Below are 14209 nucleotides of genomic sequence, written 5' to 3'. Positions count from 1 at the left end.
CCGATGAGCCTGCGCCGCAAACTGCTGCTGGTCGCGCTGTGCACGCTGGCCCTGCCGATCGCGGGCTGGCTGTACGTGCGACAGATGGAAACGCTGCTGCGCGAAGGCCAGGCGCAGGCCCTGCTGGCTTCGGCCAATGCGGTGGCGCGCAGCCTGGTGGTGACCGGCGCGCTGCCGCCGGTGAGCGCCAGCAACTGGTACGTGGAATCGAGCGCGCAACCGATCACCGTCGACGGCTACGGCGACGACTGGGCGCCGCTGACGCCGTGGAGCCAGTCGCTGGGGTCGCACGGCAAGCTGCTGCTGGCGGGCGACGAGGACTGGCTGTACCTGTATGCCGACGTGCGCGACACCCGTCGCACGCGCGCCGATGCCGATGATGCGAACGCGCTGGCGGCCGACCACCTGATCCTGGCGCTGGGCAATGCGAACGGCCAGCGCCGCTACCTGGTGGCCAGCGCGGCGCCCGGTGCGCTGGCGGCGCGTCCGCTTGATCCGCCGGTCGACGGCCTGCCCGAAATGATCCCCGCGCAATGGCAGGAGGATGGCAGCGGCTACCGCGTCGAACTGCGGTTGCCACGCAGCCTCGCCTTGCGCCGCCTCGGCGTCGGCATCTACGACGCGACGGCCGGCGGCGACCGCATGGCAGCCGACACGCGCCCGCTGCTCGACTACTCGGACAAGTTGTCCGGCGAACTGGCGCAACTGGTGCCCGACCAGGTGCAGGCGCGCGTGCTGGCGCCGCAGGGCTGGCTGCTGGGGCGCAGCGGAAGGTTGAACACCTTGCCGGGCAGCGATGGCCAGCCGGGCTGGTTCGCCGCGCTGGTCTATCGCTCGCTGCTGGCCAATCGGCTGGAGGATGCCAACCTGTGGGCGCAGGACGTGCCGCGACTGGACAGCGGCGAAGTGCGCCGCGCCGCGGGCGGACAGCCCACTACCGTGTGGCGCAGCGGCGAGGAGCGCGGCAGCGTGGTGCTGGCCGCCGCGGTACCGATCGAGCGGGCCGGCAAGGTCGATGGCGTGCTGCTGCTGGAACAGCCCAGCCGCACCGTGCCGCTGCTGGCCAACCGCGCCCTGCTCGGGCTGCTGCTGACCAGCTTCGGCGTACTGCTGGTGGCCGGCGGCATCCTGCTGTGGTTCGCCACGCGGCTGAGCCTGCGGCTGGGCCGGCTGCGCAACGCGGCCGAGCGCGCCCAGTTCAACGACGGACGTCTGGACGGCCTTTTCGATAGTGGCAAGTTCCCGATGACCGACGCGCCGGACGAGATCGGCGACCTGGCCCGCAGCTTCGAGCGGCTGTTCGAGGTGGTCGGCAGTTATACCGACTACCTGCGCACGCTGGCTTCGAAACTCTCGCACGAACTGAACACGCCGCTGGCCATCGTGAAGTCCTCGCTGGACAACCTCGAACACGCCCTGCAGGCGCAGGACCGTCTGCCCGCCGACGCGCAGCCCTACCTGGCGCGCGCCCGCGACGGCGTGGCGCGGCTGGGCGCGCTGGTGCGCGCGATGAGCGAGTCGAGCCGGATGGAGCGTTCGATCACCGCGGCGGAGCCGGAGGATGTCGACCTGCGCGAGGTGGTGCGCGGTTGCGCCGAGGCCTACCGGCCGCTGATCGGAACGCGCCGCCTGGCCTGCGAACTGCCGGCCGGCGCGATCAACCTGCACTGCGCGCCCGAGCTGATCGCCCAGGCGCTGGACAAGCTGCTCGACAACGCGCTGTCGTTCACTCCGCCCGACGGCTGGTTGCGCCTGAGCCTTGCGGCCACGCCCGACGGTGCCGAGATCGAACTGGCCAACCAGGGCCCGCCGCTGCCCGCCGCCATGCAGGGCCGGCTGTTCGACTCGCTGGTCAGCCTGCGCGACAAGGCCACCCCCGGCGACGCGCCGCACCTGGGCCTGGGCCTGTACGTGGTGCGCCTGGTGGCCGAACGCCACGGTGGGGTGGCCAGCGCCCGCAACCTCGACGACGGCAGCGGCGTGGCGTTCTCGCTGCGCCTGCACGGAATGCCGCGGCCGCGGTTGTGAACCGCGCCGTTCGTTCACGCTGTCGCCTGCTCTGCCCTACAATCGGCGATCCTGCCAGCCACGGATTGAGCACGTGATCTCCCCAGACAAAATCAGCCGGGACGAATTCGACGCGCTGGTTGCCCAAGGCCACACGCGCATACCGCTGGTGCGCGAGGTGTTTTCCGACCTCGACACGCCGCTGTCGGTGTACCTGAAACTGGCCGATGGCCCATACACCTTTTTGTTCGAATCGGTCGAGGGTGGCGCCACCTGGGGACGCTATTCGATCATCGGCCTGCCGGCGAAGCGGGTGTATCGCCTGCGCGGCCACGAGCTGGAGGTCGAGGACTCCGGCGAGGTCACCGAACGTCGCCACCTCGACGATCCGCTGGGCGAGATCGAGAAACTGCGCGCGCAGTACGACGTGCCGCGGCTGCCACAGCTGCCCGCGTTCTCGGGCGGCCTGGTCGGCTACTTCGGCTTCGAGACGATCGGTTACATCGAGCCACGGCTCGCCCAGTGGGATCGCGCCGACGAGCTGGGCACGCCCGACGTGCTGCTGATGCTGGCCGAGGAAGTGGCGGTATTCGACAACCTCAAGGGCCGGCTGTACCTGATCGTGCATGCCGATCCGTCGCAGCCGCAGGCGTACGCCGAGGCGCAGCGCCGGCTCGATGCGCTGGTCTACCGGCTGCGCCAGGGTGGCGCGTCGTATCCGCAGCTGACCCAGTCGGTCGCGCTGGACGAGGGCGATTTCAAATCCTCCTTCACGAAGGAGGAATTCGAGGCGATGGTCGAGAAGGCCAAGGAATACATCCGCGCCGGCGACATCTTCCAGGTGGTGCCGTCGCAGCGGCTCAGCGTGGGTTTCAACGCGCGACCGGTCGACGTGTACCGCGCGTTGCGCGCGCTTAACCCGTCACCATACATGTACTTCGTCGACCTGGGCGATACCCAGATCGTGGGTTCCTCGCCGGAAATCCTCGCCCGGCTGAAGGACGGCAAGGTGGTGGTGCGTCCGCTGGCCGGCACGCGCAAGCGCGGCGCCACCGAAGAGGAGGACCAGGCGCTGGAAGCCGAGCTGCTGGCCGATCCCAAGGAACGCGCCGAGCACGTGATGCTGATCGACCTGGGTCGCAACGACATCGGCCGGATCAGCGAGAACGGCACGGTGGAAGTCAGCGAATCGTTCGTGATCGAGCGCTACTCGCACGTGATGCACATCGTCTCGCAGGTGCAGGGCACGGCCAGGCCGAACCTCGGCTACATGGACGTGCTGAAAGCCACGTTCCCCGCCGGCACGCTGAGCGGCGCGCCGAAGATCCGCGCGCTGGAGATCATCCAGGAACTGGAGCCGTACAAGCGCAACATCTACGCCGGCGCGATCGGCTGGATCGGCTGGTGGGGCGACGCCGACACCGCCATCGCGATCCGCACTGCGGTGATCCAGAACGGCCGCCTGCACGTGCAGGCGGGCGCCGGCATAGTCTACGACTCCGACCCCGCGGCGGAATGGGAAGAGACGATGAACAAGGGCCGCGCGCTGTTCCGCGCGGTGGCGCAGGCGGCGAAAGGGTTGTAAACGGACGTCCATATCAGGGGGAGGGGACAATGAAACGGTTGATGATCTCGCTGTTGCTGCTGCTGAGTCCGTGCGTGGCGCTGGCGCAGGCCAATGCGTTGCCGGCGGCGCCCCACCTGCTGGTGATGGGACATGCGCAGGGCCGCTATGTGCCGGACCGGTTTACCGTGAAGATCGATATCAGCGTCGTTGACAAGTCGCCGGCGGCAGCTCGCGCCAAGGTGGAGAACTATGCGAAGCAGGTGTTCTCCGCGCTGGACGAGTACCATGCAATGCCCGCACGCACCCAGGCCAGCACGCTCGCAGTCGGGGCCAAAAGCGAGTACCGGGACGATCGCCAGGTCTTCGTCGGTACGGAGGCCAACCGTGATGTCGAGGCCACCTTCGACAGTTCCGACAAACTGAAGGGGTTCCTCGACGCGATCGAGGCCAACGCCGAGTTGCAGATCCGCCGCGTCGATGTCTCGCGCAGCGACGAGGCCCAGCTCAAGTCCGGTTTGCGCAAACTGGCCATCCAGGATTCCCGGCAGTCTGCCCGGCAGATCGCCGCGTCATACGACTTGAAGATCAAGGGCGTCTACAGCGTTTCCGAAGTGGCACCCAACAGATCCTACGGAATAGGTTCGGGCTTCGCCGAAGGCGCTCCGCCCGCGCCGCCACCGCCGCCGCCACCCGATACGGCGCTTCGAATCGGAACGATCGAGCTTAGCCAGGATATCTATGCTGTTTACCTGACCGCGCCGTGACAAAGGCCTGGGGTGAAGCTCCGTTCACGGGCTAGCGCCAGAACCTCGATGCCCACAGCGCGACCGCGACCAGGGCCAGCACGAGTGCACAGGTTCTTTCCCGGCCGGTCTTCGCCAGCGTCATGATGGCGACCTGGCTGGCCACGATGACGCCCAGCAGGAGCAGCATGAACAGCGCGCCGTTGTCGGAGCCGGCATCGGGCGGCGCGCTGATCGAGGGGTCCACCTGTTGCATCCAGTCGTAGCGACGGACCGGTAGCGTCAGCAGCACCAGCGCTCCCCATGCGAACACCAGCCACGCGACGAGTCTGACCAGACGATGTGCCGTGCCCGCTGATTTCATTCCGGGAGTATGCCGCGGCGCTGGTTCGACTGCAGAGCACTGGCGGGTCCGTGCCGTGGCTTGTTGCGGCACGGGCTGCGGATTCAGCTGCCGCCAGACGGCTGGCCGACGCAATTTCTTGCAGGCTTTCGCCACGACTTGGTACGTTATATCGTTGCGGCCCGATCTTTCCGTGCAGACGCCTCCGCATGAACAATCCGTGGTTCGAGCGCTTGCCGGTGCCGTCGAAGTGACGGCTGCGATGCTCGGGCGGGTGCGTTCCCCGGGGCGACTGCTTGGCGCGGCCATCGCCGCGCTGGCGATCGGCGGTTGCGCGGTGGGGCCGGATTTTCATCGACCGTCCGCGCCGGACATGGCCAGCGTGGCCGCGGAGCCGCTGCCCGCCAGCACGGCCAGCGCGAACGTGGCCGGCGGCCGGGCGCAACATTTCGTCGCCGGCGCGGACATTCCCGCGCAGTGGTGGACGCTGTTCCATTCCACCGCATTGAACGCGCTGGTCGAACAGGCGCTGGCGCACAACGCCGACCTCAAGGCGGCGCAGGCCGCGCTGGATGTGGCGCGCGAAACCACCCTGGCCGGACGCGGCGCCCGCTATCCCAGCGTCAGCGCCGGCATGTCGGCCAGCCGCGAACAGGACCCGCCCGGCGCGCTGGCGCCGGTGCCCAGCAACAACGCGTTTCTGTACAACCTGTTCACCCCGCAGGTCAGCGTGTCGTATGTGCCGGACGTGTTCGGGCTCAACCGGCGCACGCAGGAGTCGCTGCAGGCGCAGCAGCAGGCGGTGCGTTTCCAGATGCTGGCCACGCGCATCACGCTGAGCACCAACGTGGTGGCCGCGGCCGTGCAGCAGGCGTCGTTGCGGGCGCAGGTCGCGGCGACGCGTGAACTGGTCGGGATCAACGCCCACATGGTGCAGATCCTGCAGTACCAGCGAAACAAGGGTTATGCCGGCGGGCTCGAGCTGGCCGCGCAGCAAGCGCAGCTGGCGCAGGTCAAGGCGAGCCTGCCGCCGCTGCTGACCCAGCTGGAGCAGCAGAACCACCTGCTGGCGGTGCTGGCCGGGCAGTTGCCGGAGCAGGCGTCGTCGCCGTCGTTCGATCTCGCCGCCCTGCAGCTGCCGCAGGCGTTGCCGCTGAGCCTGCCTTCGACGCTGGTGGCGCAACGTCCCGACGTGCGCCAGGCCGAAGCGAACATGCATGCGGCCAGCGCCCAGATCGGCGTGGCCATCGCCAACCGGCTGCCGAACATTTCGCTGAGCGCGAACGCGGGCAGCACAGCACTGGCGATCAATCAGCTGTTCAAGTCCGGCACCGGCTTCTGGAGCGTGGGCGCGGACCTGGCTGCGCCGATCTTCCAGGGTGGCAGCCTGCTGCATCAGGAACGGGCGGCGAAGGCTGCCTATGCGCAGGCCGCCGAGGAGTATCGGGGCACGGTACTGACCGCATTCCAGAACGTGGACGACGTGCTGTCCGCGTTGCAGCACGACGCCGAAGGCCTGCAAGCCGCGGCCGGCGCGGAGCAGGCCGCGAAGCTCACCCTGGACCTGTCGCAACGCCAGTACCAGGACGGTTACGCCAGCTATCTGTCGCTGCTTTCCGCGGAGCAGGGCTACCAGCAGGCGCGCATCGCGCTGGTGCAGGCGCAGGCCAGTCGCTACGCCGACACCGCCGCGCTGTTCCAGGCGCTGGGCGGCGGCTGGTGGCATGCGGACGACGCTTCTTCGGATCAGCCAAGGCACAACCCGGGACATCGATGAAAAGCAGATCCTCTTCGGTGGCGCATCGCACGCCGCCCGTTCGCCTGGCCTGCCTGCTTGCGCTGGGCATGCTCGTCGGCGTGGCAGGTTGTTCCTCGAAATCCGCCGCACCGCAGGTTGCGGCGGCCGACACGCCGAAGAACGTGACGATGACCGCGGCACAGCGCCAGCACATCCGCCTGCTCACGCTGGCGCCGGCGAGTTTCCATCGCACGGTCGACACCACCGGCGTGGTGGATTTCGACAACGACCAGGCCACCAGCGTGCTGGCGCCATTCTCCGGCCCGGTGGCGCGGCTGCTGGTCGCGCCGGGCGACAAGGTGCGCCAGGGCCAGCCGCTGGCGCTGGTGGATTCGCCGGACTTTTCCGCGGCGATCGGCAGCTTTCGCAAGGCGCTGATCACGGCGCGGAACGCGCGGCGGCTGGCCGACGCCGACAAGGACCTGCTGCAACACGAAGGCGTGTCGCGGCGCGAAGCCGAGCAGGCGCAGATCGACGCGGCCAGCGCCGAGGCCGATCGCGATGCGGCGCTGCAGGCGCTGGTGGCGCTCGATGTCGATGCCGCCACGATCAAGGCGATCCAGGCCGGCCGCACGGTGACGCGGGTGCAGGGCGTCATCCGCGCGCCGATCGCCGGCACCGTGGTGGAGAAGCTGATCACTCCCGGGCAGCTGCTGCAGGCCGGCAGCACGCCGTGCTTCACCGTGGCCGACCTGTCGAAGGTGTGGGTGATGGCGCAACTGTCGGCGGCGGAACTGGCCGGGATCAGGGTCGGTGATCCCGCGCAGGTCGATGCCGGCACGCCGGGCGAGGAGTGGCCCGGCACGGTGGACAACATCGCCGCGGTGGTGAACCCCGATACCCGGGCGATCGCCGCGCGCATCGTGGTGCGCAATCCCGACCACATGCTGCGCAAGCAGATGTACGTGCGCGTGCGCATCCGGTCGCGCCAGACCGGCGAAGGCCTGCGGGTTCCCGCCTCGGCGTTGCTGCGCGACGACGAGAACCTGCCGTTCGTCTACCTGCTGCAGCACGATGGCAGCTTCGCGCGCCGCCATGTCACCACGGGGACGCGCAGCGGCGACGGCTATCTGATCAGCGAGGGCCTGCGGGCCGGCGACCGCATCGTGGTCGACGGCGGCATCTTCGTGCAGTTCATGCAAAACCAATGAGCGAGCACCTGCCGCCCATGCCGCCGCGTGCGGCGTCGCTGATGAACCGGCTCGTCGGCGCCTCGCTGGCGCAGCGTTTCCTGGTGGCGCTGCTGGTGCTGGTGCTGATCGGTGCGGGCGTGCATGCGCTGCACCGGCTGCCGGTGGATGCGTATCCCGACCTGTCGCCGCCCAGCGTGGAGATCGTCACCCAGTGGCCGGGCCACACCGCCGAGGAAGTGGAACGGCTGATCACGGTGCCGGCCGAGCAGGGCATGACCGGCATTCCGAGAACCGACAACGTCCGCTCGATTTCGCTGTACGGCCTGTCGGTGGTCACGCTCACCTTCGACAACGGCACCGACAATTATTTCGCGCGCCAGCAGGTGTTCAACCGGCTCGGCGATCTCGATCTGCCCGACGGGGTGAAGCCGTCGGTGTCGCCGCTGTCGTCGCCGTCGGGGCTGATCTACCGCTACGTGCTGCAAAGCTCCGACCGCTCGCCGATGGAGCTGAAGACCTTCGAGGACTGGGTGGTCGAGCCGCAGTACCGCGCCGTGGCCGGCGTGGCCGACGACTCCGGTTTCGGCGGAGGCAGCATGCAGTACCAGGTGCTGCTGGACCCGGCGAAGATCGCCGGCGTCGGGCTCACCGCGCAGCAGGTGCAGGCCGCGCTGGCCGCCAACAACGGCAACGCCGGCGGCGGCTTCTACGCGCAGGGCGGCCAGTTCTACTACGTGCGTGGCGTGGGCCGGCTGCAGACGCTGGAGGACATCGGCAACGTGGTGCTGGCCGTGCACGACGGCACTCCGGTGCTGGTGAAGGACGTCGGCCGCGTGGTGATCGGCGTCGCGCCGCGGCTGGGCCAGTTCGGCTTCGAGCAGCAGAACGACGCGGTCGAGGGCGTGATCTCGCTGCGCACCGGCGAGAAGACCCAGGACGTGCTGAAGCGGGTCGAGGCGAAGACGAAGGAACTCAACGAACAGATCCTGCCGAAGGACATCAGGGTCCATCCGTTCTACGACCGCAGCGACCTCGTCGCGGTGACCACCCAGGTGGTCAGGGACAACCTGCTGCGCGGCATGCTGCTGGTCGTGGTGGTGCTGATCTTCTTCCTGTACGACGTGCGCGCCGGGCTGATCGTGGCGGTCACCATCCCGCTGTCCCTGCTGGTCGCCTTCATCGGGCTGGACCTGCAGGGCGCCTCGGCCAACCTGCTGTCGATCGGCGCGATCGACTTCGGCATCCTGGTCGACGCGGCGGTGGTGATGGTGGAGAACATCCATCGCCAGCTCGCCGATCGCGAAGGCACGAAGTTCAACCTGATCGAGGTGATCCGCGACGCGGCGGCCGAAGTCGATCGCCCGCTGTTCTACGCGGTGGCGGTGATCGTGGTCAGCTTCCTGCCGATCTACGTGCTGTCCGGCCCGTCCGGCACGCTGTTCAAGCCGATGGCCGACACCATGGTGTTCGCGCTGGTCGGTTCGCTGGTGGTCACCCTGACCCTGTTGCCGGTGCTGTGCTCCTGGCTGATGCGCAAGGGCGTGCGCGAACGGCGCAACCGCGCGTTCGAGGCGATCAAGGCGGTCTACATCAAGGGGCTGGATTTCTGCCTGGCCCGCGTGTGGCTCACCACGATCGCCTCGGCCCTGCTGCTGGGGCTGTCGCTGTTGCTGATCCCGCGCATCGGTGCGGAGTTCATGCCGCACCTGGACGAGGGCGCGCTGTGGGTGCGCGCGACCATGCCGTACACCATCTCGTTCGACGAGTCGGCGAAGATCACCCCGCAGATCCGCGACATCCTGCGTTCGTTCCCCCAGGTCACCACGGTGGCCTCGGAGCTGGGCCGGCCCGACGACGGCACCGACTCCACCGGCTTCTTCAACGTCGAGTTCTACGTCGGGCTGAAACCGTATTCGCAGTGGACCGGAAAATACCGCAACAAGGCCGAGCTGACCGCGGCGATCAACCGGAAGCTGCAGAGCTTCCCCGGCATCACCTTCAACTACACCCAGCCGGCCGAGGATGCGGTGGACGAGGCCGAGACCGGCCTGAAGAGCGCGCTGGCGGTGAAGGTGTTCGGCCCCGACCTGAACACGCTGCAGGCTAAGGGCAAGGCGATCAAGCACGTGCTGGAACAGGTGCGCGGCATCCGCGACGTGACCCTGGTGCAGGAGCTCGGCCAGCCCAGCCTCAGCATCCGCATCAAGCGCGCGGCGATCGCCCGTTACGGCCTCAACGTGGACGACATCAACGGCCTGATCCAGACCGCCATCGGCGGCGACGTGGCGACCGAGGTGATCCAGGGCGAGAAGCAGTTCGACCTGGTGGTGCGGCTGGACCAGCAGTATCGCGACAACGCCGAGGCGATCGGCAACATCCTGGTGGCCACGCCCGGCGGCCAGCAGCTGCCGCTGAAGGAATTCGCCGATATCGCGGTGACCAACGGCGCCTCCTTCATCTACCGGCAGGACAACTCGCGCTACATCGGCGTGCAGTTCTCGGTGGAAGGCCGCGACCTGGCCGGCGCGGTGGAGGACGCGATCGCCCAGGTCAAAGTGAAAGTAAAACTGCAACAGGGCTACCGGCTGGACTGGGGCGGCGAGTACAAGGAATACACCGCTTCGCGCGCACAACTGAACCTGATCGTGCCGCTCACCGTGGGGCTGATCTTCCTGCTGCTGTTCACCCTGTACAGCAACTTCAAGTTTCCGTTCATCACCGTGCTCGGCGTGGTGCTGTCCGCGCCGGCCGGCGGCATCATCGCGCTGTGGCTGACCGGCACGCCGTTCTCGGTGTCGTCGGGGATCGGCTTCCTCGCGCTGTTCGGCGTCTCGGTGCAGACCGCCGTGGTGTACATCTCCTACGTCAACCAGCTGCGCCGCAACGGTGTCGAGGTGGCCGAGGCGATCCGCGAAGGCGCGATCCTGCGCCTGCGCCCAATCATGATGACGGCGCTGGTGGCGGCGCTGGGCCTGTTGCCGGCAGCGCTGGCCACCGGCGTGGGCACCGACACGCAGCGGCCGTTCGCCCTGGTCATCGTCAGTGGCCTGTTCACCCGCCTGCTGATCAGCGTGTTCCTGATGCCGGCGCTGTACTCGCTGGTGGCGCGGCCGGGCGACCGGCTGGAAGTGTGAGGCCACTTCCGGCAGGCTCGGGTTTTCCCCAAGAATCGCGCGCCCCTGCCCGTGCGGCAGGCGCGCGACACACGACCATGACTCGATCGCTGCTGCGTGCCACCTCGGTTGTCCTGTTCTCGCTGCTGGCCTGCAGCGCCGCCATCGCGCGCGAACCGGTTGCCGGTGGCTGGCGTGATACGCCGCAGGGGCGGATGCAGGCCCAGCGGATGCTGCAAACCCTCAATGCCGACCTGCTCGGCCATGACAGCGCCACGCTGACGCTCGAACGCTGGTGCGCCGCGCATCGGATGGCGTCGCCGGCGCGCGTGGTGGCGCATCGGGTGCGCGGCGTGGACAAGCCGCTGCCGCCCGAGCTGCGCGCGCAACTGATGGCAGCCGAGCAGCGGGTGAAATACCGGCGGGTGCAACTGGCCTGCGGCGACCATGTGCTGTCGGAGGCGGACAACTGGTATCTGCCTGGTCGCCTCACCGCGGCGATGAACCGCCAGCTCGACACCAGCGACGTGCCGTTCGGCAAGGTGGTGCGGCCGCTGCATTTCCGGCGGAAAACACTGAGCGCACGGGTGCTGTGGTCGGTGTCCGCGGCAGCCGGCACGCAGGCGATTCCCCACGCGATCCTGCAGCATCGCGCGCTGTTGTATGACGCAGGCAACCGGCCGTTCAGCGCCCTGATCGAGACTTATACCGACCAGGTGTTGGCGTTTCCGCCGCGGGCTGCCACGCCGGAGGTGACACCGCGCTTCGAGGGCGCGGCGTCCGATCTCCGGCGGATCGCCGAGCCGCCCGCGGAAACGTTCAGTCGGTAAGCGGCGTGCCGCGTTCGACGATCTGCGCCAGGTTGTAGAGGATGCGCAGATCCTGGGTGTCCAGCGCGTCGCCGCCGATGCCGCGGTAGTGGTTGTGGAACGCGCGCACCGCCGCGGCGCGATCCTCCAGCGGGTAGCCGACCAGGCCCAGTGCCATCCACGGATCGAAGCCTGAGGGCGGATCGATCAGTTCGCCCTGCGGCCACAAGCCGAAGCCGGCGGCAGCCAGCTGCGGCCAGGGAAACAGCGGGCCGGGATCGTCCTTGCGCGTGGGCGCGAAATCCTGGTGGCCGATGATCTGCGTGCGCGGGATGTGCAGGCGCGTGGTGAGGTCGGTGAGCAGGCGCAACAGGCTGTCGATCTGCGCCTGGGCGAACGGCGAATGGCCGTCGTTGTCCAGCTCGATGCCGATCGAGGCGGAGTTGATGTCGGTGATCGTGCCCCAGTGGCCGCCACCGCCGTGCCAGGCGCGCAACTGGTCGGACACCAGCTGGTAGATGTGGCCGTCGCTGCCCACCAGGTAATGCGAGCTCACCGGGCCGCCGCTGTTCTTCGTGCGCAGCGTGTCCAGGCTTTCCTGCGCCGAGTGCTGGTTGGTGAAGTGCACCACGATCAGCACCGGCCGGCGGATGTCGTGATTGGGCGAGGGCACCCAGGTCGCCAGCGGGTTGCGCGGCGGCGCGTGGGCGCAGGCGGCGAGCAGGGCGACCAGCGCCAGGACGGCGACGCTGCGCGACAAACGGAGCGGACGGGACATCACGGTTCCTGCAGGTAAGGCTGCGCGATCGCCAGCGCGGTGCGGTACGGCTCCGGCTCGTTGCGGTTGCTGAGCAGGATCACGGTGAGGTGCTGCTTCGGCCAGCGCACGATCACGTTGCGGAAGCCGATGCTCTCGCCCGAATGCCACAGCGTGTCGCCGGTGATGCGCCAGCCGTAGCCGTAGCTGGCCTCGTACGGCTCGCCGGTGACCTTCACGTGGGGGCTGAAGGCGAGCTGGCGCGAAGCGTCGCTGAGCAGGCGGTTGTCGTACAGCGCGGCGTCCCACTTCGCCATGTCCTCGACCGAGGAATAGATGCCGCCGTCGCCGCGGGTGGCGCTGGTGACGCTCTGGTCGGTGCGCGTCCAGCTGCCGTTCTCTTCGCTGTAGCCGTAGGCGCGATGCTCCACTTCGGGACCACCGCTCATGTACATCAGGGTGTGGTCCATGTGCAGCGGACGGAAGATGTGCTGCTGCAGGTACAGCGGCAGGCTGATGCCGGAGGCGCGTTCCACCACCAGGCCCAGCAGCACGTAGCCCGAGTTGCTGTAGCGGTACGCGGTGCCCGGCGCGAAGTAGGTTTTCGGCGTGGCCGACAGCATCCGCAGCACGTCGTTGTCGCTGACCTGGGCGGTGGTGCCGGGCGGGATCAGGTCCTCGTAGTCGACCAGGCCGCCGGTGTGGGTCAGCAGCTGGCGCAGGGTGACGGCGGAGTCCGTCTCCGGCAGCGTGGGCAGCCAGTGGCGCACCGGGTCGTCGAGGCGGAGCCGGCCGCTTTCGGCCAGCAGCAGGATCGCCGCCGCGGTGAACTGCTTGCTCACCGAGGCGAGCCGGTAGTTGGTGGCCGGCGTGGTCTCGTCATGGTCCTCGAGATTGGCCAGTCCGTAGCTGCGGCTGACGATGGGCTTGCCGTCCTTGAGCACCAGCAGCGAGGCGCCGGGCACGTCGCCGGCATAGCGCGCCATCAGCGCATCGGTGGGATCGACCGGCTTGGTGGCGGAGGCGCAGCCGCCGAGCAGGACGGCAACGGCGAGGCTGGCAAGTGGTTTGTACATGGCATGTCGCCTTTGCGCTGCGGGTTTCGGGTCATTGCACCGGCACGTCGTAGAGCGTGTGCGGCGTCGGTTCCGGGTCGAGGGTGTAATGCCACCACTCCATCGGATAGTTGCGGAAGCCCTCGCGCTCCATCGCGTCGCGCAGCAGCAGGCGGTTGGCGTGTTGCTGCGGCGTGACGTCGGGCGTGTCGGTGTGCGCGCGCACGTCGAAGAAATCGAAATCCGTGCCCATGTCCAGCGGCTCGCAGCGGCTGCCGTCGGCGGCGCACTGTTGCATGGTCAGGTCGATGGTGGCGCCGCGGCTGTGGCCCGAGCTTTCCGCGATGTAGCCGTGCAGGAGTTCGGACTTGTCCAGCCGCGGGTAGTGCTGCGGCTTGGTGCGCTGATCGGAAAGATCGTGGGCCCAACGCACGAAATGCGCCACCGCGCGGGCGGGGCGGTAGCAGTCCCAGATCTTCAGGCGCTGGTGGCGTGTGCGCAGGTCACGCTCGACCCGCGCCAGCGCTTCGGCGACCGGACGCAGCAGCAGGCAGGCCGGTGCGCGATAGCCGTCCGCCGGCGTACCCATGAAATTGTCGCTGCCGGCGTACTTGATGTCCTCGGCCATGTCGGGCACCAGCGTGTGGATGTCGACCAGGTTGGCTTCGGCGGCGGTCGTTGCGGGCGACAGGTCGGGTTTGTCCTGGGCGTGGGTGGTGCTGATGCAGAGGCCGAGCAACGCCATCAGCACGATCTTCCTTCCTCCGCTTGCGGGGGAAGGTGCCCGGAGGGCGGATGGGGGCACACTCCCGCAAAAAGCCCCCCATCCGCCTTCGGCACCTTCCCCCGCGAGCGGAGGAAGGGAATGGTGTGGGAAAGCCGTG

The 14209-nt window shown here is 68.4% G+C and carries 11 protein-coding genes; 7 read left to right on the top strand and 4 right to left on the bottom strand.

Annotated elements, in window-relative coordinates:
- Nucleotides 1-3: 3 nt before the first annotated feature.
- The 3 genes from AC3A56_RS06545 (at nucleotide 4) to AC3A56_RS06535 (ending at nucleotide 4338) form a co-directional block, all read left to right on the top strand.
- On the top strand, nucleotides 4-2028 hold the full coding sequence (locus tag AC3A56_RS06545; protein WP_487769745.1) for an ATP-binding protein: 2025 nt from the start codon (nucleotides 4-6) through the stop codon (nucleotides 2026-2028).
- Nucleotides 2029-2119: 91 nt separating this feature from the next.
- Nucleotides 2120-3592 (top strand): anthranilate synthase component I, encoded by a 1473-nt coding sequence (gene trpE, locus AC3A56_RS06540; RefSeq protein WP_200946068.1) that lies wholly within the window; start codon nucleotides 2120-2122, stop codon nucleotides 3590-3592.
- A 41-nt stretch (nucleotides 3593-3633) separates the two neighbouring features.
- Nucleotides 3634-4338 carry an SIMPL domain-containing protein gene (locus AC3A56_RS06535; RefSeq protein WP_056714161.1) on the top strand — a complete coding sequence of 235 codons (705 nt, stop codon included), beginning with the start codon at nucleotides 3634-3636 and terminating at the stop codon, nucleotides 4336-4338.
- 31 nt (nucleotides 4339-4369) lie between these two features.
- Here the strand turns inward: AC3A56_RS06535 and AC3A56_RS06530 are convergent, their stop codons facing one another.
- Nucleotides 4370-4681 (bottom strand): hypothetical protein, encoded by a 312-nt coding sequence (locus AC3A56_RS06530; RefSeq protein WP_056714164.1) that lies wholly within the window; start codon nucleotides 4679-4681, stop codon nucleotides 4370-4372.
- Nucleotides 4682-4880: 199 nt separating this feature from the next.
- Between AC3A56_RS06530 and AC3A56_RS06525 the strand changes: the two genes are divergently transcribed.
- From AC3A56_RS06525 to AC3A56_RS06510, 4 genes are all read left to right on the top strand, one after another.
- Nucleotides 4881-6437, top strand: coding sequence for an efflux transporter outer membrane subunit (locus tag AC3A56_RS06525; protein WP_487769744.1), 1557 nt, complete (start codon nucleotides 4881-4883; stop codon nucleotides 6435-6437).
- Complete coding sequence (locus tag AC3A56_RS06520) at nucleotides 6434-7609, top strand: efflux RND transporter periplasmic adaptor subunit (RefSeq protein ID WP_487769743.1); 1176 nt, start codon at nucleotides 6434-6436, stop codon at nucleotides 7607-7609. The genes AC3A56_RS06525 and AC3A56_RS06520 overlap by 4 nt, the downstream gene beginning before the upstream one ends.
- Nucleotides 7606-10725, top strand: coding sequence for an efflux RND transporter permease subunit (locus AC3A56_RS06515; protein ID WP_487769742.1), 3120 nt, complete (start codon nucleotides 7606-7608; stop codon nucleotides 10723-10725). Before AC3A56_RS06520 ends, AC3A56_RS06515 begins: the two co-directional genes overlap by 4 nt.
- A 77-nt stretch (nucleotides 10726-10802) precedes the next feature.
- Nucleotides 10803-11534, top strand: a complete 732-nt coding sequence (locus AC3A56_RS06510) for a hypothetical protein (protein ID WP_487769741.1) — start codon at nucleotides 10803-10805, stop codon at nucleotides 11532-11534.
- Here the strand turns inward: AC3A56_RS06510 and AC3A56_RS06505 are convergent.
- Genes AC3A56_RS06505 through AC3A56_RS06495 form a run of 3 tightly spaced genes read right to left on the bottom strand, consistent with a single transcriptional unit; the run spans nucleotide 11524 to nucleotide 14070 of the window.
- The gene (locus AC3A56_RS06505) at nucleotides 11524-12291 is read right to left on the bottom strand and encodes an N-acetylmuramoyl-L-alanine amidase (RefSeq protein ID WP_487769740.1); all 768 of its coding nucleotides are present in this window, start codon (nucleotides 12289-12291) and stop codon (nucleotides 11524-11526) included. The two genes, AC3A56_RS06510 and AC3A56_RS06505, sit on opposite strands and share 11 nt — an antisense overlap.
- A complete protein-coding gene (locus tag AC3A56_RS06500; protein ID WP_487769739.1) occupies nucleotides 12291-13346 on the bottom strand; it encodes a serine hydrolase domain-containing protein in 1056 nt (351 codons plus the stop codon). Before AC3A56_RS06500 ends, AC3A56_RS06505 begins: the two co-directional genes overlap by 1 nt.
- Nucleotides 13347-13377: 31 nt before the next feature.
- A complete protein-coding gene (locus AC3A56_RS06495) occupies nucleotides 13378-14070 on the bottom strand; it encodes a M15 family metallopeptidase (RefSeq protein WP_487769738.1) in 693 nt (230 codons plus the stop codon).
- Nucleotides 14071-14209 lie beyond the last annotated feature (139 nt).

The sequence above is a fragment of the Rhodanobacter sp. Soil_C_14 genome (assembly GCF_057657335.1).
This window is presented reverse-complemented; position numbering and strand designations above follow the sequence as displayed.

Bases quoted from the DNA above. Each gene is read 5' to 3' on its own strand.
- AC3A56_RS06515 (WP_487769742.1), top strand. From the start codon at position 7,606: ATGAGCGAGCACCTGCCGCCCATGCCGCCGCGTGCGGCGTCGCTGATG.
- AC3A56_RS06495 (WP_487769738.1), bottom strand. From the start codon at position 14,070: ATGGCGTTGCTCGGCCTCTGCATCAGCACCACCCACGCCCAGGACAAA.
- AC3A56_RS06500 (WP_487769739.1), bottom strand. From the start codon at position 13,346: ATGTACAAACCACTTGCCAGCCTCGCCGTTGCCGTCCTGCTCGGCGGC.
- AC3A56_RS06530 (WP_056714164.1), bottom strand. From the start codon at position 4,681: ATGAAATCAGCGGGCACGGCACATCGTCTGGTCAGACTCGTCGCGTGG.
- AC3A56_RS06545 (WP_487769745.1), top strand. From the start codon at position 4: ATGAGCCTGCGCCGCAAACTGCTGCTGGTCGCGCTGTGCACGCTGGCC.
- AC3A56_RS06505 (WP_487769740.1), bottom strand. From the start codon at position 12,291: ATGTCCCGTCCGCTCCGTTTGTCGCGCAGCGTCGCCGTCCTGGCGCTG.
- AC3A56_RS06535 (WP_056714161.1), top strand. From the start codon at position 3,634: ATGATCTCGCTGTTGCTGCTGCTGAGTCCGTGCGTGGCGCTGGCGCAG.
- AC3A56_RS06510 (WP_487769741.1), top strand. From the start codon at position 10,803: ATGACTCGATCGCTGCTGCGTGCCACCTCGGTTGTCCTGTTCTCGCTG.
- AC3A56_RS06520 (WP_487769743.1), top strand. From the start codon at position 6,434: ATGAAAAGCAGATCCTCTTCGGTGGCGCATCGCACGCCGCCCGTTCGC.